This is a genomic window from Arthrobacter sp. P1_B11 (assembly GCF_056406715.1).
Window position 1 is genome coordinate 12,738 of the sequence record NZ_JBFTZQ010000030.1, and the last position, 26,671, is coordinate 39,408.

The following is a 26,671-nucleotide window of genomic DNA, read 5'->3' on the forward strand; positions in this document are numbered from 1 at the left end:
TGGTCAATCGGTGACGCGCCATCGAATGAAGCTGATTGGTGCGCATATGCGAAAATCGGTTTCTTCATGGATGATCCTCGTCTCGAAAGTCTTGTTGCGTCGAAACGCTCGAGCCTGTTGTAAACCGCGCTCCGGCTGGGTCAGCGAGCGAGAGTTGCTTCACCGCCGCCTGGCCGGCGCAGGACTCGTCGCACGCTGGTGATTGCGAACTCCCCGAGGGTGAGCACTGCGATGGCGAGGGCCAGTGCGACGCCCTGAGCGATTACTCGGGGGCCGGCCGAGAGGCCCATGATTGTCAGGATCTGATCGAGCAGGGTCAGGAAGACGCTGGCGCACAGCACGCTCGCGATACTTGCTGGACCCCCGGTGAACGCCGCGCCCGCAATGGCGACAACGGTGATGGAGGCGAGCTGGTATGGCGTGCCCACGGAGATGTCCGGCGTTGCGATGAACCCAGCCACCAGTACTCCTGCCATTCCGTATAGCAGCCCTGCGCCAGCGAACGTCGACAGCTCGATCCTGCGGACGCCAATGCCATGGGCTCGAGCGGCGCGGCGATTGTCACCAACGCGCGCCACACGGCGACCAGCACGGGTGCGCGTCAGGACGACATAAAGCAACACACCGACCAGGATTGCGATGATTAAGCAGATGTTGATGCCAAACAAGTTAAGCCCCGTGACCTCTTGGAGGACTGCGGGTGCTGCGCCGCTATTGGAAAACGCCACACCTGTCCAGATAACGATCGCGCCGCTGACGATACCGAACGTTGCGAGTGTCACGACAACGGCGTTGAGCCCGAGAACTGAGATTAGGAGTCCATTGACCAAGCTGATCGCAACGGCTACTCCCAGGGCACCCACGACGACGGCCGTGGTGTTCGAGTCGGCGTAGTGCACGGTTATGCCCGCGGCCGCGGCAACGATCGACGGGATGGATAGATCAATCGAGCCGAGCATGACGATCAGCATCTGGCCCAGGGCCGCGAGCGCCAGGATGCCCGCTAGTGCGCTCACGAGTTGAATCGAGGTTCCACGAATCGCGGCGGGAGCGACGAACAGGGCGGCAGCGACTAGTAGCAGCATTGCACCCCAGGCCGCCCTGTAGCGCGAGGGATACCGATACTTCAGGTCCGTAGTGATGGAAGAACTGGTCATCGTTCGCTCCTGGGCTGTGGTGTTTGCTGGTCTGGGCGCGTGCGGGTGTTCGTCTCGCGACGTCCCTCTTGCAAGGGCGCGGTGAGCGGGGCCGCGTAACTGATGTGATGGCTGTCGCCCTTATCGGGGAATTCCCGGTTGCCAAATGTTGGCGTGTTCCATCGGTTCATACGGCAGCTCGCTTTCCGGCGCGTCCGTGCTCGGCCGCCCCGTAGGCGGTGACGGCCAGCAGCAGAATCAAGCCGAACAAGACCGGCCGGAGTCCGTCCGGCAAATCGATGAGTGGCGTTACGTTCTCCACGAGAGCCAAAAAAACAGCGCCCAGCATCGCGCCAATAAATGACCCTCGTCCGCCTGTCAGTACCGCGCCGCCGAGGAAGACTGCCGTGAAACATGGGAGCGCGTAGCCCGCGCCGACGTCATTGGCGCCAATGCCGGTTTGGGAAGCAAGGCAAACACCGGCGATTACGGCACCCAGGGCGCACCCGATCAGTCCGACCGTTCTGACAACTCCCACTTTGAGTCCTACTCTGCCGCTCGACTCAGCGTCAAAGCCAGTAGCGCGCACGCCGAGGCCAGCCCGTGTGCGATACAGCCACAGCTCGAGTGCTACTGCCACGCCAAGCACGATCACAAATGCTGTGGGGATAAAGGCCACGCCCAGGCTGAACCACTCACCGAGTTCCAAGGCGATCACGCCGCTTGGTTGAGGACGGAGCACGATAGCAGTGCCTTGCACGATGCTGAGGGTCGCAATGGTCCCGACGATTGGGCTGATGTTGAGTTTGGTGACTAGGAATGCGTTGAAGAGGCCAACCGCTAAGGATAGGAGTAGCAGCGCGACAAGCGTCAGGGCCAGCTGCGGGCCCTCCACGTTGGGGAGCGTTATCGATATCAGCACAACACTGAGACTCATCGTTGAGCCAACGGAGATGTCGAAGCCCCCCGTCAGCATGCTGAACTGCTGACCAATGGCGACAAAAGCGAGAGGGAGGCTGAGGAGAAGGAGATTGGCGAGATTTGGTCCAGTCCAGAAGACGTCGGAGGTTTGGCCGGCAAATAGAGCTAGCAGTGTGGAAAGTATGAGCAGCACGGCGACCGGCATCTGAGTCCGCCCGCCAAGGAGCAGTCGTCTAAACGGTGAGCTTCGACCTGCAAGGGCCGGGCTGTCGGATTCGACACCCGCTGCGCTGACGAATTTGTGGACAATCTCCGTCTCTGTCGTAGGTGAGACGAGTTCGTGCACGACCCTACCCCGCGACATGACGTAGACGCGGTCGCAGATTCCGGCGAGCTCGGACGAGTCCGATGAGTTGACGAGAACGCCGATCCCCTCCTCCGCTGCATCGGCAAGCACCCGATAGATATCCATGCGGGCGCGTGCGTCCACACCCTGCGTGGGCTCGTCGACAACCAAAACCTTGGGACGGCGTAGGATCGATCGCGCCAAAACCGCCTTCTGCTGGTTTCCACCGGAGAGTGCCCCGATCGGCTGGTATGGCGAGGCACTAACGATACCGAGCTCGCTTGTGGCCCGGGTGAACATTGCGAGCAAACGGCGAGGCAGCGCTAGTCCCAGAGGCCCACTGGCAGACCCTGACTGCACGGTGACATTGTCCATCACCGAGATCCGGGGATAGATGGACTCAGCCGCGCGGTCACCGCTCTGGAAGCTGATCCCGGCCTCCAAGGCGGACCTCGGGTTGACCCTGCCCAACGACTCACCGTCGAGCTTTACCTCGCCGGTCGCGCTTTCGATGCCGGTGATACCGCGCAACAGCGCACGCTGACCGTTGCCCTCAGCGCCAGCGACTCCGACAATTTCGCCAGCCCGAACGTTGAGGGACGCCGGGCCGAAACTGGCTCCTGCTAGGTTCTTCACCTCAAGTCGCAGTGCACCGGCAGGACGTCCGGAACGCTGCGGAAACTCAAGCTTGGTTGGCGCACCGACCATAAGCTCCACGATCTCGTCGATATCCCACTGGCGGGAACCGTAGCTGCCTTGGATTACACCGTCGCGCAGCACGGTGAGTCGATCAGCGAGGTTCCGGACCTCCTCGAGGCGATGGCTGACGTAGACGATGCCAACGCCCTTGTCCCGGGACCGCTTGATCAGCTCGCCCAAGTGAGCTGCTAGGCGCATGTCCAAAGCTGCGGTCGGCTCGTCGAGGAGCAGAACTTTTGGGTCATGGAGCATCGCCCGGGCCACCTCGAGCAACTGACGCGCACCTGGTCCCAGGCTCGACACAGTTTCCGACGGACCGAACGGTAGCTCGTACTCTACCAGGCTCTTTCGCAGGTCCGTCGGTCGCGGTTGACCTACCGTGTCAAAGGATAGTGCGATGTTCTCTGCCACCGTGAGTTCGGGCACGAGCGAAGTGTCTTGGTAGGCTGTGAACAGCCCGAGCCGGCGCGCGTGATTGACTCCTGCCCGTGCCGTGAGCAGTTCACCGGCGATGTGAACTTGGCCCGAGTCCGGGGTCAACACCCCGGCGGCAACCTTGATTAGCGTCGACTTGCCTGACCCATTCTCGCCCACTAGGGCGTGAACCTCACCGGGCAGGCAGTCGAAGTTAACATCAGCCAGTGCCCTCACACCGGGGAACGACTTGGACACCTGCGTCAACGCGACGGCTTGTCCCCCTCGCGCGACCATGTTGCTGGTTGCACCTGCTTCTTTTGCGACCATGTTGCTGGTTGCACCTGCTTCTTTTGCGACCATGATGCTTGTTGCACCTGCTTCCTTTACGACCATGTTGCTGGCTCGCCCCCTTCCTTTGCTCCAGCTCCGTTTTGTGAACATCTCAACCCAGTGCGCCGAATCACCTTCCTCTGGTCGGACCGCGCTTTGCGGCACGGCCCGACCAAAGGGGAGGTGGAATCAGCCGTTCGCAGCGATCGCTTTCTGTGCCTGCGCCACCGTGAGGAGCGTCGGGACCGGCGCGTTTGCGGGCATGCCCGGCTCATCCAGGTAGGTCAGGTCCGCCATCGACGTCACTGGGTTCGGGACCTTGATGACCTGAGGGACGGTCTGGCCGGTCTTGGCGGCCACTCCGGCGGTGATCCCCATTCGTACGAACCAGACGTGGCCGTTGGCCGCGAATGAGTCTGCGGTCAGGCCCTTGTCCTTGGCCTGCTTGAGTAGCCCAAATGTCGAGTAATGCGGCGTATTACTGAAGGTCACCGGCGGGTTCTTGTTGTCGTCGATGTAGGGCTTGACAAAGAGGTCGATGTAGTCGTCGGAGAGCAGCGCGTCGACGTCCTTGCCGGACGCGACCAGCGCGTCAGCGGCCGCCGCAGTGCCCTGCGAGGTCCACTGGGTAAAGCCCTCAAGCGCCTTCGTGCTGTTCGTGTTCTTGAGCTCCGCCTCCGCGCAGGGCCACCAGGACGCCTGGTAGGCGTTGCCTGGGACGCCCGTATAGAAGGCGTAGCCCTTGTCTTTTCCGATACGAGAGGAAATGGACTTGACCGCGTTGGTCCCTGAGTCGCATAGGGGGAACGGGATCTGCGTGGTCACCGAGCTGGTGTCCCCATCTGGGATGGGCGAGTTAGCCGTAACGAATGCGATCCCTGCTTGCTTCGCCTGCTGAGCGGCGGGCAGAATTGCGGCGCCAAAGGCCGGGTCCTCGACGATAATGTCGACTCTCTGGGCGATGAGGCTCTTCAGGTTCGCCAGGACTTGGGAGATGTTGCCGTCAGGGGCGCCCGTGTAGATGATCTTTCCGATCTCCGGCGTGGCAATAGCCTGCGCCAGTGCCTCTGCGCGACGGATGTTCCAATACGGGTTGTTCGTGAAGTCGGCGTTGATTCCCACCGTCAGGTTGCCGGGACTGTTTCCCGTTTCGCAGCTACGCTGGGTCATGCACTTATTCAGCAGAGCCTCCTGCTCGGGCGTCAGGGGAACGGAGGCAATGGTCAACGCCTTCAGCACTACCGGGTCGAGAGACGCCGGGTCAACGTCGCCGAGAAAGGCCTTTTTGACAGTTGCAGCCACAGCTGCCTGATCCACAGGCGCAGCGGGCGCAGCGGTGTTGCTCGCGGAGCCCGCCGGCCCAGCAGTGCTGCTCGAGCCCCCGCCTGTGGTGCTGGAACATGCTGTAACCGACAGTGTGAGCATAATGGCTGCGATTAGCGGCCACTGGCCACCTCGCCTCCGGCTATGGAACGATGTCTTCATTGACGATCTTCTCCTTCTTTAGAGATGGGGAACTTGTGGTACAGAACTGGCGGATCTTGGACTTGTCGTGTTACTGCTGCTTTGGAACAGGCGCGCCACATACGCCTTCGTCCGGGTTGATGATGGCCAGCTTCAGCGGTGCACGTTCGGCCAGGCCAGGCGCGGTCACCACAGATCTGTTCAAGATGACCCGCATCCCCCGCTCAGCGTTCGGGGCAGATCACTCCGCGCGAAGTAGACGTGGTTGCACACTGTGTTCTTCGACGGATGGAAGCGGCCGTTGCTGAGTTCTTTCCAGAACTCAAAGGTCGCCATGCTGAAGTAGAGGGTCTCGTCACCGGAGGCGAGGATCGTGGATCCTTCCGCACCACCGACTCTTTGCTAGCGCTCGACGGCGACACGCGATGCCGACTCCATTCATTTGCGGCATGGATCATGTCGTTCGTGTTAAAAAATGTTGCGCTTCGCGCCTCTGACGGCGGATTGCGAGAAGCTGTCGAACGCTGTGCATGCGGAATACTGGGCGAGGACTGGCTAAGATCGGAGCGGCTCGTCGTTGGGCCATGAGATCCCTTAGACGCGGGTCGTGCGTTGAAGAATGTTCTTGCTGGTCAGATAGGCATCCAGGCTGGTCGGTCCGCCCTCTCGTCCGAAGCCACTCTCCTTTACCCCCCCCCCCAAACGGCGTGTCACCATCGGGCACGCCGAAATGATTGATCGACAGAACACCACATTCCAAGACCCTGCCGATACGCTCAGCTTCCTCCAGCGAGTTGGTGAAGGCGTAGGCGGCGAGGCCGACCGGCAGGCTGTTGGCGATGGCTATACCACATAAATCCATTCCCCCCGATATCAAGGCCAATCGCCGGGTAGTACCTGCCGTTTATCACCTCAGCTCCAAATTCCCACGGACTGTGCCCCATCGACCACCATGGCATGACCAACGGTGAAGCTGCTCTCTTCCGAGCACAGCCAGAGCACCGCCGCCGCGAGCTCCTCAGGCCTGCCCATGCGCCCGATAGGCTCTTGCGCGATGAAGGGCGCGCGGCCCTCATCGGTATCTTGGGTGTAGCGCGAGATCATCGGGGTATCGATGATGCCCGGACAGATCGCGTTGATCCGGATGTTCTGATTGGCATAGTCCAGTGCCGCGGTCTTCGTCAGGCCGACTACGCCGAATTTCGAGGCTGCGTATGGCGACAAGCCCTTATAGCCGACGATCCCGGCTGCCGAGGAGGTGTTGACGATCGTGCCGCTGCCCTGCTTCACCATCTCGGCGAGTTCATATTTCATGCACAGGAACACGCTGCGCAGGTTCACGGATACGACGCGGTCGAACAGATCCATATCCAACTCATGAACCGGCGCACCCATGTGCTCGATGCCTGCGTTGTTGAAGGCCGAATCAATGCGGCCAAATTCCGCGACAACCTTGGCGACGGCATCCTTGACATCGGATTCGACGGTCACATCGCATGTGAGCGACAGCGACTTACCACCTATCGCCGCCAGGGCGTCTGCGGTCTCGGCCAGACCCTTCTCGGACACGTCGGCGATGGCTACGCTGGCTCCTTTACGAGCAAAGGCCAGAGCAGTTGCGCGCCCAATCCCGCTGCCCGCGCCGGTGACGAATGCGACCTTGTTGGAAAAATTGGAGTGCGATGAATCTGTCATGTGCTTATCCATATCTTCAGTGGAGTGATTTTCATTTGTAAGTTTCACGGTGTGCCAACCGGCACGCATGCCTTGATTACGAAGCGGCAACCGCCGACCCAGGTCTTGCATCGAGTGGTCTTTTCATCCGAGCTTCATACGGCGCCTGCCGATACTGGCCGGCATTTTTTTGCTCACACATCACTTCGTCTAGCCGTTCACAGTTGCACGTAGACACTCTTGGTGTACAAGTAAGTGTCCATATGTGCAGCGGTGCCTTTGGCGCCATACCCGCTGAGCTTCGTTCCACTGAATCCAACTAGCGGATCGATGTAGCCGTAACAGTTCACCCACATCGTGCCTGTGTGCACGCCGTGGACCACCCGAAGAGCAGTGGAGAGGCTTTGTGACCAGACTGCTCCGCCGAGTCCATAGTCGCTGTCATTGGCGATAGCGATGGCATCGTCCACGTCGTCGAACGGGAGTATCGACAGAACCGGGCCGAAGATCTCTTCGCGGGCGATGCGCATCTCATTGGTCACGCCGCCGAAGACGGTCGGCTGCATGAAGTAGCCGTTCCCGAGTTCGCCCCCAAGGCGTTGGCCACCGCAGAGCAGTTCGGCCCCTTCGGCTCGGCCGATATCGATGTAGGACAGCACATTGTCCAACTGAGTTTGTGAAATAACCGGGCCCATGGTGGCAGCGTCGTCCAGGCTGTGTCCGACCCGCAGGGTGTCCATGAACGCCAGCAGCCGCTCGGTGAACTCCTCGACGATGGGCCTCTGGACGAGCACCCGGGTGCCGGCGAAACAGATCTGGCCGGAGTTGGCGAAAACCCCCATCGCAGCTCCCGGCACCGCCTTGTCCAGGTCCGCGTCCGCGCACACGATATCCGCTGACTTGCCGCCCAGTTCCAGCTGCAGTTTTTTGATGTTTACGGTGGACGCCTCGATGATGCTGCGGCCGGTCTCAGTTGATCCGGTGAAAGCGATGCGGTCCACGTCAGGGTGGGCCGCCAATGCATTCCCGGCTTTCCTTCCGGGGCCGGTGACGACATTGATGACCCCCGGCGGCACGCCGGCTTCGAGGAGGATCTCGGCCACCCGCAGCACCGACAAAGAAGCCTCCGACGCCGGCTTCAGTACAGCGGTGCACCCACTGGCCAAAACCGCACCGATGATCCAAAACTGACTGTTTAATGGAGCGTTCCAGGGAATGATTCCGCCAATGACCCCTACCGGGGCCTTCAACGTCATCGTGCTGACGTTGCCTGGGATCCCATTCATCAGCGTCTCGCCGGAGATGTTCATTGCCTGGGAAGCGAAAAATGCCAGCATCTTCATCAGCGAGGCTTTTGTGTTGCGCAGCCTTGAGACCGGGGCGCCCATGTCCATCGCCTCGATCTGGACCAGCTCCTCGAATCTGTCGTCCATGACCTGGGCGACCCTGGTCAGCAAACCCTGGCGCTCGTACGGACTCCAGGTGCTCCACGGACCTTTGAACGCCTTGCGTGCAGCCTGAACCGCGCGATCGACATCGGACTGATCGCCGGAAGCCAGCCGCCCCAGGACCTCACCGGTCGACGGACTGACGGTCGTCATCGTCTTCCCGGACGCGGCCGGGACGCTCTGCCCGTCGATGACGAGATGGTGCACGTCGCGGGACAAAAAACTGTTGGCTTGCTCGCGTAGAGCGAAGTCGTGCTGGGATGTGGTCATTGTTTTCCTTTCACCTGACCGATGACATTCCGCTAATCGAAAATGAAGACGCCCTTGCCGATCTGGCGTTGATCGAAAAGCTCGTAGGCACGCTCCGCCTCGTCAAGACGGAACTCGTTTGTGAAAAGGGACTCAACGTCCAGACCGCGCTCGGCCACGAAGAGAGCGCATTCCTCCTGCTGGTTCTTGCTGAAGGTGAGCGATCCCACGACGGTCTTCCGCAGCTGGATGAGTTCCTCGCTGTCCAACTCAATCTTGCCGAAGACTCCGACCATGCACGCGGTTCCCCAAGGCCGGAGTGAATGAACCGCGTGACTGCGCACTGTGTCGTTGGCGCTGCATTCGATGGACTTGTCTGCGCCTTCGCCGTTGCGCGTCAGTTCACGAACGGCGGCCACGGGGTCCTGCTCCCTTGAGTTGATGACGTAGTCGGCGCCGAAGTGCTTGGCCATCTCCAGCCGCGAGGGCTCGACATCGACGGCAATAACCCGGGCGCCAAAGGCTTTAGCCAGCATGGTCGCGCTCAGACCCACGGGCCCCTGCCCGAAAATAGCCACGGTCTCGTCGGCAGCCAGCCCTACCCGCTTGATTGCTCCGAACGCCGTCCCGGTGCCACAGGAGATAGCCGCCCCTGTTTTGAACGAGAGAGAGTCTGGCAATTTGATGAGCGCGTGCGCGGGAACCTTCATGAAGTCCGCGTGCCCGCCGTCGCCGTCCCCGCCATATATCGTGCGCGCACTCGGGCAATGCTGCGTAAAGCCTGAGCGGCAGTACTGGCAGGTCCGGCACCCGTCGTAGTGGTGGACCATCACCCGGTCTCCGACCTTGGCCTCGCTGGGCCGCACGGCGTTACCGACGAGCTCGACAACTCCACACGGTTCATGTCCTTCGATGACCAGCTCAGATCCGGTACGCAGCGGGCCGTGTAAGTGATGGAGGTCGCTGCCGCACATGCCCGAGGCCTTCATTCGGATGACCACTTCATCCGGCCCCGGCACCGGGTCGGGATATGCGCGGACGTCGAGCTTATCTTCCCCCAGGAATACAACAGCTTTCATATTAATGCTCCTTTATGGTCAGACGGTGTACGGAACCGACGGCGCCGTGAGAATGCGATGGCACTGGACAACGGGGAATAGGCGCAGAAACGCCCCTCCATTAGCCCCGTGACAGTCCTCGGGCCGGCATGCTCCGACAAATGGGCCTACGGCCCGGGCCCTGCACCTTGAACATCGGACCTGTTGCGGCTTTCCGACATGGCTGCACCACTACAATCGCAACCGGGACAGCACCCCACACTCGACGTGGGGCCTGCCCTCCTCGGCGAACACGGCGGGCGCCGGGATGACGACGTCGTCAGCTGCTACCGAGCCTGGCCCAACGCCCCTTTACAACCCATCGGAACAGGAGACTTGCACCCGGAGCCACCGCCGAACGTGCCCGCTAGGGCTTCCTCAACCTTGCAAGCTCCTAAAACTGCGACCCCGGGACCCACGATTCAGTTGTCGTAGAACACCTCGCGACGCGCGAAAAGCCACTGCCCATCGACGTTACTCACGGTGTCCCGATAGCCGCCGATCGTCTTCAGCTCCGTAACCCCGTTGGTCGTCATGTAGATGATGAGGTAGCAAGAACCCTTTGCTGTATCCCCGTCAACCTCGAAATTGATGTTTGTGACTATGTGGCGCGGTATAGTCCCCGTTTCCTTCAGGCTCTGGTGATAGCCACCGACGAACTCTTCGAGGACACCTCTCGTCTCGTAAGTTCCCCACTTGGGATCGGCGAAGACTCCATCAGATGTAAAGCATTCTGCCCACTCTCGCGCGCGCGATTCGTCGGCCGCCAAAATGTATCGAGCGTGTAGCGCCCGAATGGCGGCGTCGTCCTCGGCGCTCCACGCCTTTACCGTCCGATCGGTAGTCATTGGGTAACCGCCAAGTCTGCCGCCTCGACATCGACCCCTGGCCGTTCCGCGGGTCTGATCGCGTCTATATGCACCGCCGAGATCACGCACGGCTTGGCGGTTCGGTTGCTCCAAGCATGATTCGTCCCTCGCTGGACTATCGTGTCGCCGGCTCGTAGGAGCGTCTCCCCCGTTTCCACGATGGCATAGATTTCGCCGCTGATCACCGTCACGATGTCAATCGTCTCTGTTGAATGCATTCCTGGCACGGGGCTCTCGGAACGAAGTTGGAAGTCACCGCTTGCAACTGACTCCAACTCTTCATAAGTCGCCCTGATCGGGAAGTCTGCATCCGGCGGAAAGACCGAGATGAAGTAGTTGAGTCCGCCCGAGGGTGGCTGGGTGCGGACTTCGCCCTGCAGGCTGTCGTAATCCGACGTGGGAGCCGGCAAGGTCGGCATTTGCCACACCGCGTTGACGGCGAACGCGGGCGTGCCGGCAACGTGGGGCGTCTCCTCGTCGACGACAAAGGTGGACCGTCCGTCTGCATCCAAACCTGTGACGACCCGGCGTGCCCGATAATCTAGGTGCTCTCCTACCATCATTACTCCTTCTTTGGCTTCTCCCGGCAACGTTGCCGAGGTGCAGATCTACATATTCAGCTTCAGCTTCGCGAGTTCAGACTGTCTCGCCACAATCGAGCAGAAGTGCCCAACCGTGTGACTCGGGTCTCAAAAGCACTATATACAATCTTTTATGTTGGCGTCAAGGTTGCCGCATTGACCACTGAAAACCGCCGCGTGGCCCGACTCGTTGCGTCAATTGAGAACCTCCGCGTAGCAGCGTGGTTTCCTTGAGTTACATGGGATGAGGGCTATGCCCGTCGTGGATCACAACGGCCCAGCGCCTCGACGGTCCAGCGTCGTCGCGTGCCATCGGCTAACCCCGATTTTTCATGATGGCCGGTGATGATGCTTGATTAGGGCCGCGGGGTGGCCGGCGGTTGTTTTCTGTTTTCGGGCAGTGGGGCGTGGCCCTTGAGTTCGCTTCGGGGGCGCTGGTTCCACTTCCGGTGGCGGGTCTGTTCGTCGGGACAGGGCTGAGGGTCTCTTCAGCCTGGGGAGGGCAACTGTTTGAGGTGGTTTGTGTGGCCAGGAGCAGTTTCAGGAGGTCCTTTTCGGGGGCTGATTCGGGGAGCAGGAGCTGGTGGCGGCGGGCGCGGGTGATGATTTTCCCGGCGGTCGCGAAGAGCCGGTAGCGCCAGCGTTTGATGTCCCAGGCTTTGGCGTGATGGCCGTCCGCGAGGGCGGTGAGCTGGACCCAGGAGACGTGGTTGAAGGCGAGGGCTGCCATGTTTGCCCAGGCCTGGTTCCCGGCGAAGTCGAAGAAGGGCAGCTTGCCCAGGCCGGTATTTTTCAGGGTTTTGATCCTGTTCTCGCACCCGCCGCGGGCACGGTGTCTGGCGTCCAGGAACGGGCCGTGCCAAGCGCGGGGAGTTGGTCAACAGCGCGGTGATCCGGTGCCCGTCGGTATCGAGCAGGTCGGCTGCGCGCCGGGGTACAGCGGCTCGGCGCGCGGGAACAGTTTGGTGCCCGGCGGGTAGTCGGTGAGCGGGATGACGTCGGTGGCGTTGATGACCCACGTATCGGTCCGGTCGTTGCCCGACTGGTCGAGCGCCGGCTGCCAGTACTCCTTGTCACTGATCCAGTCGATCACGTGGGCCTTGCCGAACGGCAGGGTGAAGCTGGTGGAGAACTGCACGCCCAGGCTATGCAGGTGCCCAAGGAACTTCCGTGACGCCCCGGCGCTGTCGGCGTGGACCAGGACCTTCTCCCCGGCCACAGATCCGGTGGGGTTGAAAACGCTCTCGGGCAGTTGGACTGCGGCAGTGTGGAAGACCCGGATGTGGTCCTCGGCGCTGTTCGCTCCGGCGTGGCCGGGCTGCAGCACGGCCGTGAGGATTTCCCCGGACCCGTTGCCGGACCCGTAATCGACGCTGGCGATGGGGGCGAATCCGTAGCCGGACTTGTAGGTTCCGGCGACGTTTTCCTTGTCCGAGAGCGAGGTCACGAGGGTCGCGTCGAGGCCGATGATGAGTGTGTCCGCGGCCGTCGCGGACAGGGCCGGATTCCGGTTTCCGGCGGCGTTCCAGGCCCGGGTGCGCAGTTCCCGGGTGAGGGTTTCAAAACCGTAGCTGAACAGCTGCGGGTTGGCCACGGCGAATTGAGTCCCCGACCGGCCGGGGCCGTCGGTGTGAGAGGGATCGTCGCGCATAAAAAAGGGCTCCGACCAGCGAAGGTGCCGCTACCGCCATCAGAAACCAGGCCGGTGCGGAATAGCTCCCGGTGTTGCTGACGAGCCACGTTGCAATTAGCGGGTCGGGCCGCCGATTAGCGCGGCGGCAAGTCCGAGTGAAAGCGCGAAGCCCGTGAAGCGAATTTTTGCCGGGTGTGCTTCGACAACTGAAGCGAGTTGGTTTCCTCGCGCCAGCCCGAAGGGCGCGGCGATCGAGACCAAGCCGATGTCCGGAAAGGTACCCACCCGATCCGATCAGCACACGAAAATCACAGAAGAGGCTGCCCGCAGGTCGAGAACGACGGCGCCAAGGTCGATCATCCTCTGAAAGCTCTCCTCGGGAATCTCCGTGGGTGGAAGATGATTGGGCGCGCTACCCTGTTCAATCTGCCGGTTCTCACTCCCGTACAGGGGCACTCATGGAGAGCCCAGCCAAATGGGTGAGGTAGGAGCTAGTTATTGCCTTGCTGGGCCTACCTCTCGCAGCTAATTTGGGCCCACATCGCCGTGAGATGGCGAAGCCGGCCGTGACGCCCCGTGCGATGCGGGGACGGCCCGGGTCCAGGAAACGCCGGGGCATCCGGTACGGACTGCTGGCGCGTCAGGGACCGCCAGCGGTAGTCGCAGCCATGGCCGCACCGGTTCACGGCCCACGGGGCTCTTGCCTCCCTGCGAAACGCCTCCATTAGCCCTCTACTGGATCGCAAACATCAAGAAGGCCGCCAAAGCCACCAGAGCCACCAGAGCCACCACCAGAAACGCCTACCGGCCCTCAGGCTCGCCCGATTCAGGCCATCGAGGCGACTCTACACGAGCCCTGGGGTACGCCTTCGTAAGTGCCAAGTTGAGCTTCTTGGATTCTTGACGCAGGCCGTTCCTCGACATATCGTACTGGTGGACGTAAATAGGAACAGAAGGAGAATGCTGCGCCGCCCTCGCTAGCTCCACAGCCACAGCCCCATGGCAAACCTTGATAGGAAAAGCAATGCTCGGTGCAGTCTTTTTGGGTCGGTGCAACGTCGAGGTCCGGGAGTTCCCAGATCCCAGGCAGGACCGGGTGATGTCTTGGTGAAGATCCGGGCCTCGGGGATGTGTGGCAGCCACTTGCACACCTACCGCAGCCGGCCGGGCACCGAGAACACCACCGGGACGTGGATCGCTGGCCACGAGCCGGCCGGCGTGATCCACACTGTCGGAATCGGGGTTGATCCCGCTGTAGCCGCGGTGGGCGACCGGGTCATGGTGCATCATTTTCGGGGCTGCACCACGTGTGACCTGTGCCGATCTGATTGGCCGCATATGTGCCGGGTCTCCATGCGTGCGTTCGGCATCCATGAGCACGGAGCTCACGCTCCGCTGATGCGCGTTCCAGCCGCCACCATCATCAGGCTTGACGATGCACTGTCGTTCGAGGCCAGTGCCGCGGTGGGGTGTGGAACGGGGACGGCATGGGGAGGCCCCCAGCGCGATGCGGTCGTGGACTTTGCTGGATTTGGAAGCACCACCTCTGAGGCTGTGGCGGCGGTCCGGCGGCGCGGGAAGGTCGTCCAGGTTGGCCTCGGCGTCGAGCATGCCCAGATCAACGTCAGTGACCTCACACTCCAGGAAATCGACCTCCTCGGTTCCTGCGGCGGCGACGTCCGGGATAACGAGGTGGTGCTGAAAATGATGGCCGCTCGAGCACTCAAAGCCAAGACGACGTCCATCACGTTCGAGGAGGTGCCGCGGCGATCGAACAGCTTCGCCGAGGTCACCCTGAAGGCCTCTTCTTCGTGCACTTCGAATGACCTGTTTCGGGCTCGCCGATTCCTGATTACGGGTCGAAAACGCGAGCGGGATGGCGGCACATCAATCAGGAACAATCGAATCTGGTTCACGGTATCTGGATGGACGGGCTCCAGCACGGCCTGCCGTCGTGCTTTAGGGGCTGCCTTGAAATGGCGAGGAACGGCGCCGACACTTAGTTGGCCCATGGGCGTCGCATGAGCGAAGATGTGGTCCCCGAACAAAACAGGTGGGGTATAGGGGTGCTGGCGCAGAAGTTGGCGGCCGAAGGATTTTCCGTTCTTGTCATAGCCCGCCGGCGCCAGAACGCCGTTGATCGGCGAGACGCAAACTTGCACGTGAGGGAGATGGAACTCGGGAGCCACGAGCCTGTCCCAAAGTTTCAGGAGATTTACGAGAACAAGGGGAGGCGGCGCAATGTCTGGTCCTGCGCTAGGAATTTCTGAACGAAGACAGACGAAGCGGGAGCCGTGATGCTTACCACCCTCAGAATCCGGGCGTTCTCTTATATCTGGGGCGGAGTCGCTGCGGCGTTCATGGCCCAGTGGCTCGTCGCCCTCGCAGCCCAGTGGTATCTGCTGGGCGTCCCCGGAGGACCTCAAGTCGTTCCACTCGTTCAAGTCGCCATGATGCTTCCCATGGCACTGCTCGCCATCCCGGCGGGCGTGGTCGCCGACAACGCCGACCGCCCTCGCCTCGTCTTGGTTGTTCAGGGCGGCGTCCTTCTCGTCGAGGCGCTGCTCGGCGTTCTTATACTGACCGAGGCGCTCAATCCGATCGCTCTCCTTTTACTGCTTGCGGCGTTGGCGTCCTGCATGGTCCTGACCTTCACGGCAGTGCAGTCTATGGTCCCCGATATTGTGCCGCGGCATTCCGTCGCCCACGCGGCGGCCCTACTTGCCGTAGCAACCAACTCCGCGCGGATCATTGGTCCCGCAATTGGAGGCTTTGTTATCGCCGCGGTCGGGGTCGGCGGGGCGGTTCTCAGCGCCTTGCCCATGACCTTACTCCTGATTGCCGTCATGGCCTCAAGCGCGGGTCGGGTCCCCCACCACGATGAAGGAGAGCGTTTTGTCTCTGCTTTGAGGAGCGGCGCAAGGTTTGTCCGGCACTCGCCGCAAGTGCTCAAGCTTGTAGTGCGCGGAACATGGTTCACTCTTGGCATAGCCGCGCTTCTGAGTCTGCTTCCTGTCGCTGCCACTCGCTTGGGTGCCGATTCAACCGATTTTGGGCTGCTCCTTGCCGGGCAGGGCGTGGGGGCGGTACTTGGTGCGATCAGTCAATCTCGCATGCGCAGAGTCGCGTCAGCGAACGCGATCGGCGGAATCGGTTTTCTCACCGCCGGCCTCGCGGTGCTGGGCAGCGCCGTCGCGCCAAGCCTGGCCACGCTGGCGGCAGCGGTCTTCCTCTCGGGTTGGTCCTGGACAGTGGCGCTGGCCAGTTTTCAGGCCGGAATTCAGGTCTACCTCCCCGCTTGGGTAAGGGCTCGAGGCGTTGGCGTACTGCTCACCGGTGTCTACGGCGGGCAGGCAATTGGCGCACTAATATTCGGCTCCATGGCCACGGTCACTACAGTCCCGTGGGCCCTCAGTACGGCAGGATTCTTCCTGCTACTCGGCTCATGTCTCACGCTGTGGCTTCCCCTGAAAGACCTCGACGACATCGACCGCTCCAGGGCCAGCGGCTTGGAAGGCCTTGATCTACCTGTGCGACCAATCGAGGCCATCGAACAGGTCCAGGTGCGCATTCAATACCACATTCCCGACAGTTCCCATGTGCGGTTCCTCGAGCTAATGCACCACCTGCGACGAGTGCGGCTGCGTTCAGGGGCGCTTCGCTGGCAGTTGCTGAGGCAAGGGATTGAAAATGACCTCTTCGTCGAAGAGTTCATGGTGCGTTCGTGGGCCGAGTTCGAACATATGCGGGATCGACGGTTGACCGCCTTCGACCTGGGGCTCGAACAGGAGGCCGCGGACCTGTCGCGGTTGCCTCCCGCCGCCTTTTACATGTTCCGGACGCGTACTCTCCACACGGACGTTCCGCGAACCAGCAATTAGGGCGGCGACCAATTTACGCTAGTTGCTTTGCCCTGAGAGGTTGAGGACGCGGCTGGCAAGGGCTAACCTTTGAGGTGAGGTGCGGCCTCGATGGACTCTTCTATGTCTCTCAAGTCGCGTTCGTTTTTTCGGATGAGGTGTTGAGTGTCCGGTAGATGCGGCGGGCCATGTAGCGGTCGAATCAGCGGCGCATTTCCTTGTCTGTACGACCTTCAGCGCGTCGTTTTTCCACGTACTGACGGGTTTCGGCATCATGGGTCATTCTGCTTATCGCGACCATGTGCAGTGCGCTGTTCAGCGCCCTGTCGCCGCCCCGGTTCAGCCGATGCCTGACCGTGTTCCGGGAAGAGGCTGGGATTGGGTTCACTCCAGCCAGAGTTGGCGAATGCCGCCTCGTTACGAACTCTGCCTTCGTGGGGACCACGCGACAATTCGCGGCGCTGATTGCTCCGAACCATTTCATCCAGAGCGTCCTAATGTGACACCGCGGCAAAGGTGTGGCTACCTGTGGCACATTAGAACCCCTCAGTAAGGACGTCCGCAGGGCGTTTGCAAGCGGCGCTATAACCCCGCTCCCCCGCACCGTCCCTTCGGGGCACGAGAACATCCCTGCCGGAAGGAGCGCAAGAGCTCGTTGAGCATCGTGTTGACGCTGCGTTGAGCTTGCTCCGAATGGCACTGGAAGCTGGTCGGCCCTTGCATGGTGGCCCTGCCTGCCAGCGCCACTTTGCTCCTAGGACGAGTAGTCCGCTAGCGGGACGAGAGGGGTCGCGACGAAACGAACCACGCTGGACAATCTTTCCCCAAACTGTGCATAATATATTTAGTCCCAGTCATTGCTCAGCTAAAGGATGCCGGTGGTGACTCTCGGCCTGTCAGTGCCGCCAACAGTCACGGCCCATCGAGGAGCAGCTTCGGGGCATGCCGACGAAATTGAATCAGCGGGTTGCCATGGCAAACGCCATTGCTCGAAGCGTAATGAACGTGCGATAGGAGAGTGTGGGACCGATGAGAATCGCTGTCTTGCTAAAAGAAGTTCCGGACACGTACGGGGAGCGCAAGCTCGACCTGCAAACGGGACTGGCTGATCGGGGCGCGACCGACGCCGTGCCAGACGAAATCGGCGAACGCGCGCTGGAGGTTGCGCTCTCGCACGCCGACGGGCGCCCCGGAACGGAGGTCACCGTTGTGTCGATGGGGCCGGAGACGGTGGTTTCGACGTTGCGCAAGGGTCTGGCAATGGGCGCGGCCAACGCAGTGCACGTCGTCGACGACGCCCTGCTCGGCGCTGACCTTAGCCTCACCGCAGAGGTGCTCGCCGCGGCGCTGAGGCGCCAGCAGTTCGACCTCGTGGTCGCCGGCAACCTCTCCACAGACGGGTCCGGTGGGGTTCTTCCCGCGATGATAGCGGAACTGCTGGACGTACCCCACTTAACGGGACTTAATTCGGTATCCATCGAAGAGTCAGCAGTGAGCGGGCAGCGTGTAACCGAGTCTGGTGTGGCTTCCGTGCGGGCCGATCTACCCGTCGTCATTTCCGTGACCGAGGCACTGCCAACAGCAAGGTTCCCAAATTTCAAGGGCATCATGGCTTCGAAGAAGAAGCCGTTGGAGACGCTCTCACTCGCCGAACTCGGGGTTGACCCGGCCGACGATTCAGCTGGACGATCGATCCTGATCGCCGTCACCGAGCGCCCCGCGCGTCAGGCTGGGGTGAAGATCATTGACGAGGGCGATGCTGCCGATCAACTGGTCGAGTTTCTCGTCACGAACCGACTGGCCTAGGGAGGAATATCATGGAGTTCGCAAATAATTCGATTCTGGTGGTGGCCGACGTCGATCCCGCTGGGAACGTCAGCTCGAGTGCCGCCGGCTTGCTGGGCGCCGCAGCTTCGGTGGGAAGTCCTGTCGCCCTCGTGGTCACCGGCCCCGGTCAGGGCAGCGCTGCCGCGGCGGCCTTGGGCAAGTGGGGCGCCGCCCAGGTGTTGGTGTCTGAGGTTAGCCGCGCGGCGAGCATGCTCACGCGTCCGGTACTCGACGCCCTCACTACTGCCAGCGAATTGGTGGAGCCTGACGCGGTGCTGATCTCCAATTCGGTCGACGGCCGCGACGTGGCTGGCCGTTTTGCGGCGCGCACCCGCTCCGGCTTGAACGTGGACGCCGTCGGTATTGAGCGTGACGAGGAAGGCATTGTCGCCAAGCACTCTGTGTACGGAGGCGCCTACAACATTGACGCCGCAGTCAGCGTCGGCACTCCTGTCATCACCGTGCGGCAGGGCGCTATCGACGCCCGCGCCGAAGCCCGCGAAGCGAAGGTCTCGACGCTCGACGTCGTTCCTTCCGGCGCGCGCGCCGCTACGGTCACAGGCTTCGAAGCCAGCACCTCAAACTCAACCAGGCCTGAACTCCGCGGTGCGGGGAAGGTTGTGTCCGGTGGGCGCGGCCTGGGTTCGGATGAGAAGTTTGCGCTGGTGGGAGAGCTTGCTGATGTGCTGGGTGCGGCTGTTGGCGCCTCCCGCGCTGCCGTCGACGCGGGGTACATTCCCCAGACCCATCAGGTGGGCCAGACCGGAGTGTCGGTGTCACCGCAGCTTTATGTTGCGCTGGGCATTTCCGGGGCGATCCAGCACCGGGCGGGCATGCAGACGGCCAAGACGATCGTTGCGATCAACAAGGACGCAGATGCCCCTATCTTCGATATTGCCGACTTCGGAATTGTGGGCGACCTGTTCACCGTGGTGCCGCAGTTGATTTCGGCCCTCGAGGCGCGGAAGGCGTAGCGGCGTGAGCGAAGACGGGAGCATGAGTCGGCCCACAACGGTCCGTCGTGGGCTGCCACGGCGGCCAGGCGAACCAGCGCAGGAACCGGCCGGGAAGGTAGCCAACGAGGTGGCTCCCCCATTGGGCACAGGTTTACAGCCGGAGGTCGTTGCAGTCCCGGCGGCTCCGGTAGCCCGCCCGGGTAGGCGCGCTGGCTTACCGAGAACCGCCGACCAGGCGGCATCGGCAGCTTCCGTGGAGGGGGCCGCTGCACCAGCGGCAACCGATTCGAGTACGACGACGTCGCCCGGCACCGGGCGACGATCCGGTCTTCCACGGGCTGGCGGCGCCCCGGCAGTGGCGAAGGCCGAAGGGCCCGCCGTGTCCGCGGGAACGGTCGCGGCGGAGAAATCCGTCGCAGAGCCGGCCCTAACTGATCGGATCCAAACGACGGTGCCGACCCCACCGCCGGTGCAGAAGGACCCTTCTTCGGCCAAGAAGCGCCGGACTATCACCCTTGGTGTCCTTGGCCTTTTTGCAGTTGTGGCGGTGACTGTTCTGGGCGCACGCTGGTTCGTCTCGCTGGAGTTCATGAAGGACTTCCTCAGTACCTATCCGGGTGAAACGCACCTTCCCGAGGGGGCGCCCGTCGGATTGCCTGCGTGGCTGGGCTGGCAGCACTTCCTCAACGCGTTCTTCATCGTCCTGATCATCCGGACAGGATGGCAGGTGCGCACCCAGAAGCGGCCGCCCGCGATGTGGGAGCGCAACAATAAAGGACTCCTGAAGACCAAGAACCCGCCGAAGAAGATCAGCCTGACCCTATGGGCGCACCTAACGTTCGACGCCCTGTGGGTCATCAACGGCGTAGTCTTCATCGTCCTGCTGTTCGCAACCGGCCAGTGGGTGCGTGTTGTTCCCACGTCCTGGGAGGTCATCCCCAACGCCGTCTCTGCCGCTCTGCAGTACCTTTCCCTGGACTGGCCAACGGAGAACGGGTGGGTCAACTACAACAGCCTGCAGCTGCTCGCTTACTTCCTCACCATCTTCGTGGCCGCGCCCCTGGCAGCCATCAGCGGCATCCGCATGTCCGGTGCGTGGCCAATCCGTGCAACGCGGCTCAATAAGGCTTATCCGATCGAGTTGGCACGCGCCATCCATTTCCCTGTCATGCTCTATTTCGTGCTGTTCGTCGTCGCGCATGTGACGCTGGTACTCGCCACCGGTGCGTTGCGCAACCTGAACCACATGTATGCGGCTCAGGACTCAGGAAGTTGGGCAGGGTTCTGGATCTTCTTCGCCTCCCTCCTCGTGATGGCGGGCGCAGTGTTCGCCGCACGGCCACTCGTGCTGGCACCGATCGCCCAGCTCACGGGCAAAGTCGGGCGTTGAGGAACGAAGTCGTCAGCATGGCCGCAAAAGACACCAGAAAGAGGCCCGGTGGCCAAGCGGGAAGCCGTGGCTATGGAGGTCATGGACGGGATGCTCAGACAGGAGCGGATTCATGAGCCTTCATTTGCAGACCGACTGGAAGCGTAGCCTCGGTCAACGGGTCGAGATCCGGCTCAACGGTCGGCCGGTGAGAACCGGAACGGTCGAAGCCGTCATGCCGGACGACTCAATCCTATGGATTGCCGCCGAAGGGGCGGATTCCCGGAAGATGCTGGCCCGGGCGGACGGCTTTCAGGTGTTCACCCGATACGCGTGGACGCATCCGGAACCTCCAGAGACGGAGTACACGCCCAACGGAAGCGGAAGCCAAGGGCACCCAGCGACATTCCCAGCCGCTGGTCCTCTGGCCGATGAGTTCGTCGGCCACGTCGCTCCACAGCAGCAGCGTAACTAGCCCCGATTTTTCGCCGGTTGTCTGAACCTTCGTCCGGGTCGCGATTCTGACGGGCTTGTTCGATTGGTTTGGTCAGGGGCGTGCGGGATGGCCCGTTGTTCGCCCGGGGCGGGCGCCGGTTCCACGGCCGGTGTGATGCTGGGTGGTTTCTGTCCGTCGGGTCAGGACCTGGCGGCTGGTTCTCAAATGGGGACGGGCCGTCGGGCGCGCAGGTGTGTGACGGCTTCCAGGATCCAGGCAATGAGTGCCCGCTCGGGCGTCTTCTCTGGAAGCAGCAGGTGCTTGCGTCTGGCGCGCGTGATGATTTTCCCGGYGGTCGCGAAGAGCCGGTAGCGCCAGGCTTTGATGTCCCAGTTCCTGGCGTGGTGGCCATCCGGAAGTGCGGTGAGCTGCAACCAGGAGACGAGGTTGCCGGCCAGGACGGCGATGTTGGCCCAGGCCTGGTTCGCCGCGAAATCAAAGAACGGGAGCTTGCCAAGGCCGGTGTTTTTCAGGGTCTTGATCCGGTTCTCGCACCTGCCGCGGGCCCGGTGCCGTGCGTCCAGGAACGGGCCGTGCCAGCGCGGTGAGTTGGTCAGGAACGCGGTGATCCGGTGCCCGTCCAGGTCCAGCAGGGTTGGCTGTGCGCCGGGGTGCAGGGGCTCGGCGCGCAGATAGATGTTGGTCCCGGGCGAGTAGTCCGTCAGGGGGATGATGTCGGTGGCGTTGATGACCCACGCGTCGTTGCGTTCGGCACCGTGCTGGTCCAGGGCCGGTTGCCAGTTGGTTTTGTCGTTGATCCAGTCGATCATGTGGGCCTTGGCGGCCGGGACGGGGTAAGAGACGGAGAACTGGGCACTGGCGGCGTGCAGGTACCAGAGGAACTTCCGCGAGGCCCCGGCACTGTCGGTGCGGACCAGGATCCTTTTCCCGTCGAGCCTGCCCATAGCGTCGTGGAAGGACCCAGGAAGTTGGGCGGTGGCGGTTTCGAAGACCCGGATGTGGTCATCGGCGCTGTTGGCGCCGGCGTTGCCCGGGCGCAGCAGGCAGGCAAGGACTTCTCCGGTGCCGTGGTCCGTGCCGTAATCGGCGCTGGCAATAAACGGCGCGAATCCGTAGCCGCCCTTGTACGTGCCGGCCACATTCTCCTTGTCCGAGTGGGAGGTCACGAGGGTGGCATCCAGGTCAATGATGAGCGGGTCCGCGGGCGTGGCCCGCAGTTCCGGGTTCCGGGTCCCCGCCGCGTCCCAGGCCCTGGACCGCAGTTGGCGGGTGAGCGTTTCGAAGCCGTAGCCGAACAGTTCGGGGTTGGCCACGGTGCGTTCAAAGAACCGTGACACGGTCGCGTTCGAGGGCAGCTGTCCGAAAACCTCCGGTGAGGCACGGAGTATGTCCAGATCGCTGACATGCTCGCCCCCTGCGGTCAGCATCACGGCCAGCGAACCGATCAGCCGGCCGGGACGGTGCCGGGCGCCGGCGGGAACGAACTGACCCAGCCTGTCCTCGCAGAGCCCGCCGAAGCCCAGGGCGTCAAGGAATTCCGTCAGGACCTTCGTGCCGGCGTGGGAGACCAGCGACTGGCCGGTGAAAGTGACCGGCAGGGAGTGGAAAGTGCGGCTAAGATTAGGCACCGGAAGGGTGCTCCTTCGCTCGGCAGAATAACGGTCTCGACAACCACTATTTTCCCAGTTCAGAGCACCCTTCCTCTGTTTAAACACGCATTCGGGAACACCGACTCATGAAAAGCCGGGGCTAGTAGTGCCTGGTTAGGTTGGTACGCATTGCCGGAAGTACGGGCAGCGGCGGAGGAGCAGGATAAGTTGGCGGCGGTTCGGGCAGAGTTGGAGGGCTCCGTCGGGCGGCAGCAGTCGATGCAGCCCTGAGCGAACGCCGCGGCGTGGATTACCAGGAACTGCAGCAATTCTCTCCTCGTCGCTGGGGAAGGTGAACCGATCCGGCGGCAGCTGGTCGGCATTGCCACGGAAACCATTAGCCGAAGGCGTGGGTGATCGACTACACCGGCTTCAAGAGAGACAGGATTGTGTCCTCGTGCGTGGCTCGCCAGTACTCGAGCACCTTGGCAAGATCGGCAACTGCCAGACGCGGTCACCGTCAAGCGACCACCAACGCCGCGTCCTACCCGCTGAACAGGCGCCTCTAACTCCCGGAGTAAAGGCACGACACGTGCGCCGAAACCAACGAAGATGCCGCCCGCATCCAAGCACGGACCGGCCAAAGCCAGAATCCCGGACGCTATCCGTCACCGGCCAATAAGACCCCAAGCGCTGGAAATGATCGACGAGACTGCCGCCTGGGGGTGGACGCCGCTGGCCTCGGCCGCCGACGCCAGTTACTGGACACGACCGCCTTCCGCCTCGATTTTATTTGCTCCTCCATGCGGTATGTGCTGGCAGGAAAGGTTCACCAGCGTCGAGCCGCCGGAGGCATTCCCGGAACTTTGGGCAGCCTGTAACGCTCGCCTCGGACGCGCCCGGTCACCCACCGAGCGGGCATGTCCGCCTCCAGGCAAGGGCGATCATCGTGATCGCCAACTCCGGCTTCGGGGCGAAGGACCGCTTATCGGAGACGTCGGCTCCCGCCCACCGGCCTGATCATCAGTCCATGGCTTGAGCTGGCAGAGTTCCCAGTCCAGGAACATCGTTGATTCCCAGGCGGCTGACGACGAAGGAGCGCCAGTCGGGGCGCGTCGGGTCCCAACGCGGTCTTCGGGACCAACTCCCCCAGCCTCCCCTCTAGGGGCAATGGCCTCGACCGCGGAGTGTTGGCCCGATTTCTACGGGGTGGCGGGCTGGTCGGACCAGCGCCCACGCTCTGCGAGCATGTCGATCAGGCGATCGGCCGCCCCACCCATGTGCTGCTCTGTGAGGCTGCGGGCACTTTCCGCATCACCGACCCTAAGCGCCTCTGTGATGAGAGGGTGCTTTTCCAACCCGTCAAGAAGATGGCCTTCAATGGCCGCATAGAAGCGGTTTGGTAACTGCTTCACAACGGAACCGAGCAACAACGCAAGTCGCGGCGACCCCGCGGCAAGGTGAATTTCCCTGTGGAAGAGGTGGCCCAGCTCAGTCATCGCTTCCTCATCATCCCGAAGTGCCGACTGCGCGTACTTTTCGTTTATCGCGTCGAGCCGCGCCAAGGCTTCCGGAGTGATCCTCTCGGCGGCGCGCGCAGCGAGCTGGCCACCGATCGCTGCTTGCGCCCAGAAAAGGTCGCGGACATCCTGAGGAGAGAATGTCGCTACGACGAATCCACGGCGCGGGACAAGTTCAACGAAGCCCTCGCTACTCAATAGGAGCAGCCCCTCGCGGACGGGGGTATTGCTCACGCCGACCGCCTCCGCAATGCGCTCCATGCGCAGGAAATCACCCTGCTTCACTGCGCCAGACACAATCAGCTCCCTGACGTAAGAGGCCACCTCTTCAGGCAGTTGGCGACGTTTCGGCGTACGCTGTCGTGGAAACGTGAACGCCTCATCGGGAGTTTTCGTAGTTAACGACTGCAGGGAAGACATATCACATAGTATATCCGCTTGAGGGCGCGCTCCAAGCCACGCGGTGGAGGGAGGAAGTTTCCTAGCGCAGATTCTTGAGCTGCGGGAGTTCCTGGAATGCGGGCAAGCCATTAGCGAGACCCGGGCCACTTCCACCACACCGGCGCACAAGGCGCTGCAGGTCGCGCGCGTGGAGGGCCTCCTGGAAGCGGCGCGGATTTGTTGTGGGCACACTGACGGGCCAAGACGTCAGGACGTTTTCCAGGTCCAGGCCCTTGTTGGCGGGGACTTTCAGCCCGGGCAACAGAGCAGGACGTGACCGAGCTCGAGGCACCGCACCACGAGTTGATCGCGGCGCAGCCAGCACCGCTCACGACCGACCCGAAGAGAAGAACCTTCCTTCCACCGTGAGATCAAGCTGCTCGCCGGCTCCCTAAAGAGGCTCATCGCGGTTGGTGGGGAATTGAGTTCGTGTCGTTGAAGACAAGGGTGCCCGGCCCTGCTGGGATGAGTGTGTCTAGCCTTCAACCTGGAACAGGAGCACGAGCCTTGATCGAGCCTACCGGGGTCGCAGCCGATGCTGCCATCATCCTCTTCAACCTGCCCGACTACCACGTCATTTCCACCACCATCACCGCCGGCCGCCGGCAGGTCATCATCGAAACCGACCAGCCGCCCAGCTGCCCAAACTGCGGTGTCATCGCATCCCGGCGGAAAGAGCGCCTTCAACGACTCCGCGATATTCCCGTCGCCGGTCCGGTGGACGTTCTTTGGTCCAAGTACCGCTGGTAATGCGAAAAACTGGCGTGCCGACCTGCTCTCGTTCTTTGAATCCACGCCCCAAGTCCCGCGTTGCGCCCGCTCGACGAGCCGACTGCGGGACCAGCTCGTGGACGCCGTCATCCGCTCCGGCCGGGCGGTGTCGGAAACAGCTTCCGGCTTCGCCGTGTCCTTGTGGATGGTCCGGGCGACGGTGACCGAGGCGTGCCTACCCCACGTGGACAGGCTCAGCCCTCGGATGCTGGGCGTTGATGAACAACGTCTCCGGTCCGTGCGCTACTTCCAGGACCCGTCGACAAAGGCGTGGACACGGTTCGAGCCGTGGATGACAACCATCGTTGATCTGGACACCGGTCAGGTCCTCGGAGTCGTTGACGGCCGCGATCACAAGGGCGTTGGGGACTGGTTATTCGCCCGGCCACTGGGATGGCACCTGGCCGTGCACGTCGTCGCGATCGATCCCTCGGCGGCGTTCCGTAAAGCGTTGCGGATGTGGCTTCCCCGCACCGCTGTCGCCGTTGATCATTTCCACCTGATCTCGCTGGCCAACCAGGTCATGACCGAGACCCGTCAGAACCTCTCCCAACAGGTCAAGGGCCGGCGCGGACGGGCCAGCGACAGGGCCTGGGCCCACCGCATGTTGCTCCTCCGGGGCGGCGACACCCTCAGCTGCCGGGCCGCCCTCCGCCTCGAGGAAGTCTTCGCCCTGGACGATCCAACCGGCACCCTCCAGGCCGTGTGGAAAGTCAAGGAACAGCTCCGGGCCCTGCTCCACACCGGCTCCTTGGAGGACCCCGCCGCGGCCAAGAAGGTACTCGCGGAAGTGGTGAAGGCAGCCGCACGGCCGGAGACCAGCAGGCGCTACCGCACCGTCTGCAGATTGTGGAAAGGGATCGAGGTGCTGATCATTATCGGCGCCACTACCGGCAAGATCGGGGCCAACAACACGGCAATCAAGAACATCAAACGCACAGCGCGCGGCTACCGCAACGCCGCCAACTGCAAATCGGTTATTCTCTTGAGAAGTGCCGTCCGGACGGCGGCGTGACG

At 62.3% G+C, this 26,671-nt stretch carries 19 protein-coding genes and 2 pseudogenes; 8 read left to right on the forward strand and 13 right to left on the reverse strand.

Annotated elements, in window-relative coordinates:
* Positions 1-140: 140 nt before the first annotated feature.
* From AC1D14_RS18935 to AC1D14_RS18980, 10 genes and pseudogenes are all read right to left on the reverse strand, one after another.
* Complete coding sequence (locus tag AC1D14_RS18935; protein WP_476968984.1) at positions 141-1,016, reverse strand: ABC transporter permease; 876 nt, start codon at positions 1,014-1,016, stop codon at positions 141-143.
* Positions 1,017-1,323: 307 nt separating this feature from the next.
* Positions 1,324-3,912 (reverse strand): ATP-binding cassette domain-containing protein, encoded by a 2,589-nt coding sequence (locus AC1D14_RS18940; RefSeq protein WP_476968985.1) that lies wholly within the window; start codon positions 3,910-3,912, stop codon positions 1,324-1,326.
* Between the two features lie 126 nt (positions 3,913-4,038).
* Positions 4,039-5,151, reverse strand: a complete 1,113-nt coding sequence (locus AC1D14_RS18945) for a substrate-binding domain-containing protein (RefSeq protein ID WP_476968986.1) — start codon at positions 5,149-5,151, stop codon at positions 4,039-4,041.
* Positions 5,152-5,767: 616 nt separating this feature from the next.
* Positions 5,768-6,175, reverse strand: coding sequence for an aldehyde dehydrogenase family protein (locus AC1D14_RS18950; RefSeq protein WP_476969018.1), 408 nt, complete (start codon positions 6,173-6,175; stop codon positions 5,768-5,770).
* A 50-nt stretch (positions 6,176-6,225) separates the two neighbouring features.
* A complete protein-coding gene (locus AC1D14_RS18955) occupies positions 6,226-7,008 on the reverse strand; it encodes a glucose 1-dehydrogenase (protein WP_476968987.1) in 783 nt (260 codons plus the stop codon).
* Positions 7,009-7,205: 197 nt separating this feature from the next.
* Positions 7,206-8,705 carry an aldehyde dehydrogenase family protein gene (locus tag AC1D14_RS18960; protein ID WP_476968988.1) on the reverse strand — a complete coding sequence of 500 codons (1,500 nt, stop codon included), beginning with the start codon at positions 8,703-8,705 and terminating at the stop codon, positions 7,206-7,208.
* A gap of 32 nt (positions 8,706-8,737) precedes the next feature.
* Positions 8,738-9,763: a zinc-dependent alcohol dehydrogenase family protein gene (locus tag AC1D14_RS18965; RefSeq protein ID WP_476968989.1), complete on the reverse strand. Its 1,026-nt coding sequence runs from the start codon at positions 9,761-9,763 to the stop codon at positions 8,738-8,740.
* A 440-nt stretch (positions 9,764-10,203) separates the two neighbouring features.
* Positions 10,204-10,629, reverse strand: a complete 426-nt coding sequence (locus AC1D14_RS18970) for a nuclear transport factor 2 family protein (RefSeq protein ID WP_476968990.1) — start codon at positions 10,627-10,629, stop codon at positions 10,204-10,206.
* Complete coding sequence (locus tag AC1D14_RS18975) at positions 10,626-11,213, reverse strand: cupin domain-containing protein (protein ID WP_476968991.1); 588 nt, start codon at positions 11,211-11,213, stop codon at positions 10,626-10,628. Before AC1D14_RS18975 ends, AC1D14_RS18970 begins: the two co-directional genes overlap by 4 nt.
* A 506-nt stretch (positions 11,214-11,719) precedes the next feature.
* Positions 11,720-12,816 (reverse strand): annotated as a pseudogene (locus AC1D14_RS18980) (transposase); the annotation flags it as partial.
* Between the two features lie 1,047 nt (positions 12,817-13,863).
* Here AC1D14_RS18980 and AC1D14_RS18985 point away from each other — a divergent pair.
* From AC1D14_RS18985 to AC1D14_RS18995, 3 genes are read left to right on the forward strand one after another with little or no spacing between them, the layout of a single operon-like run.
* Positions 13,864-14,889 carry an alcohol dehydrogenase catalytic domain-containing protein gene (locus AC1D14_RS18985; RefSeq protein WP_476968992.1) on the forward strand — a complete coding sequence of 342 codons (1,026 nt, stop codon included), beginning with the start codon at positions 13,864-13,866 and terminating at the stop codon, positions 14,887-14,889.
* Positions 14,886-15,134 carry a hypothetical protein gene (locus AC1D14_RS18990; RefSeq protein WP_476968993.1) on the forward strand — a complete coding sequence of 83 codons (249 nt, stop codon included), beginning with the start codon at positions 14,886-14,888 and terminating at the stop codon, positions 15,132-15,134. The genes AC1D14_RS18985 and AC1D14_RS18990 overlap by 4 nt, the downstream gene beginning before the upstream one ends.
* 27 nt (positions 15,135-15,161) lie before the next feature.
* Positions 15,162-16,745, forward strand: coding sequence for an MFS transporter (locus tag AC1D14_RS18995; protein ID WP_476968994.1), 1,584 nt, complete (start codon positions 15,162-15,164; stop codon positions 16,743-16,745).
* Between the two features lie 184 nt (positions 16,746-16,929).
* On the opposite strand, the pseudogene AC1D14_RS19000 reads toward AC1D14_RS18995, so the two are convergent.
* A pseudogene (locus tag AC1D14_RS19000) lies at positions 16,930-17,161 on the reverse strand (transposase); the annotation flags it as partial.
* Positions 17,162-17,753: 592 nt separating this feature from the next.
* Between AC1D14_RS19000 and AC1D14_RS19005 the strand changes: the two are divergent.
* The 3 genes from AC1D14_RS19005 to AC1D14_RS19015 all read left to right on the forward strand — a co-directional run bounded on the left by AC1D14_RS19005 (position 17,754) and on the right by AC1D14_RS19015 (position 20,897).
* Positions 17,754-18,530: an electron transfer flavoprotein subunit beta/FixA family protein gene (locus AC1D14_RS19005; RefSeq protein ID WP_476968995.1), complete on the forward strand. Its 777-nt coding sequence runs from the start codon at positions 17,754-17,756 to the stop codon at positions 18,528-18,530.
* Between the two features lie 11 nt (positions 18,531-18,541).
* Positions 18,542-19,525, forward strand: a complete 984-nt coding sequence (locus AC1D14_RS19010; RefSeq protein WP_476968996.1) for an electron transfer flavoprotein subunit alpha/FixB family protein — start codon at positions 18,542-18,544, stop codon at positions 19,523-19,525.
* A 490-nt stretch (positions 19,526-20,015) separates the two neighbouring features.
* Entirely contained in the window at positions 20,016-20,897 is an 882-nt protein-coding gene (locus tag AC1D14_RS19015) for a cytochrome b/b6 domain-containing protein (protein WP_476969019.1), read from the forward strand.
* A 636-nt stretch (positions 20,898-21,533) separates the two neighbouring features.
* Here the strand turns inward: AC1D14_RS19015 and AC1D14_RS19020 are convergent.
* Together AC1D14_RS19020 and AC1D14_RS19025 are read right to left on the reverse strand one after the other, a co-directional pair.
* The gene (locus AC1D14_RS19020; RefSeq protein ID WP_476968997.1) at positions 21,534-22,961 is read right to left on the reverse strand and encodes an IS1380 family transposase; all 1,428 of its coding nucleotides are present in this window, start codon (positions 22,959-22,961) and stop codon (positions 21,534-21,536) included.
* Between the two features lie 1,163 nt (positions 22,962-24,124).
* The gene (locus tag AC1D14_RS19025) at positions 24,125-24,862 is read right to left on the reverse strand and encodes a GntR family transcriptional regulator (RefSeq protein ID WP_476968998.1); all 738 of its coding nucleotides are present in this window, start codon (positions 24,860-24,862) and stop codon (positions 24,125-24,127) included.
* 528 nt (positions 24,863-25,390) lie between these two features.
* On the opposite strand from AC1D14_RS19025, the gene AC1D14_RS19030 reads away from it, so the two are divergent.
* Complete coding sequence (locus AC1D14_RS19030) at positions 25,391-25,633, forward strand: hypothetical protein (RefSeq protein ID WP_476968999.1); 243 nt, start codon at positions 25,391-25,393, stop codon at positions 25,631-25,633.
* A gap of 97 nt (positions 25,634-25,730) precedes the next feature.
* Positions 25,731-26,669, forward strand: coding sequence for an ISL3 family transposase (locus tag AC1D14_RS19035; protein ID WP_476969000.1), 939 nt, complete (start codon positions 25,731-25,733; stop codon positions 26,667-26,669).
* Positions 26,670-26,671 lie beyond the last annotated feature (2 nt).

Bases quoted from the DNA above. Each gene is read 5' to 3' on its own strand.
- AC1D14_RS19025 (WP_476968998.1), bottom strand. From the start codon at position 24,862: ATGTCTTCCCTGCAGTCGTTAACTACGAAAACTCCCGATGAGGCGTTC.
- AC1D14_RS18990 (WP_476968993.1), top strand. From the start codon at position 14,886: ATGAGCGAAGATGTGGTCCCCGAACAAAACAGGTGGGGTATAGGGGTG.
- AC1D14_RS18960 (WP_476968988.1), bottom strand. From the start codon at position 8,705: ATGACCACATCCCAGCACGACTTCGCTCTACGCGAGCAAGCCAACAGT.
- AC1D14_RS18950 (WP_476969018.1), bottom strand. From the start codon at position 6,175: ATGGATTTATGTGGTATAGCCATCGCCAACAGCCTGCCGGTCGGCCTC.
- AC1D14_RS19010 (WP_476968996.1), top strand. From the start codon at position 18,542: ATGGAGTTCGCAAATAATTCGATTCTGGTGGTGGCCGACGTCGATCCC.
- AC1D14_RS18955 (WP_476968987.1), bottom strand. From the start codon at position 7,008: ATGACAGATTCATCGCACTCCAATTTTTCCAACAAGGTCGCATTCGTC.
- AC1D14_RS18995 (WP_476968994.1), top strand. From the start codon at position 15,162: ATGCTTACCACCCTCAGAATCCGGGCGTTCTCTTATATCTGGGGCGGA.
- AC1D14_RS18940 (WP_476968985.1), bottom strand. From the start codon at position 3,912: ATGGTCGTAAAGGAAGCAGGTGCAACAAGCATCATGGTCGCAAAAGAA.
- AC1D14_RS18985 (WP_476968992.1), top strand. From the start codon at position 13,864: ATGGCAAACCTTGATAGGAAAAGCAATGCTCGGTGCAGTCTTTTTGGG.
- AC1D14_RS19005 (WP_476968995.1), top strand. From the start codon at position 17,754: ATGAGAATCGCTGTCTTGCTAAAAGAAGTTCCGGACACGTACGGGGAG.
- AC1D14_RS18970 (WP_476968990.1), bottom strand. From the start codon at position 10,629: ATGACTACCGATCGGACGGTAAAGGCGTGGAGCGCCGAGGACGACGCC.
- AC1D14_RS18965 (WP_476968989.1), bottom strand. From the start codon at position 9,763: ATGAAAGCTGTTGTATTCCTGGGGGAAGATAAGCTCGACGTCCGCGCA.
- AC1D14_RS18975 (WP_476968991.1), bottom strand. From the start codon at position 11,213: ATGATGGTAGGAGAGCACCTAGATTATCGGGCACGCCGGGTCGTCACA.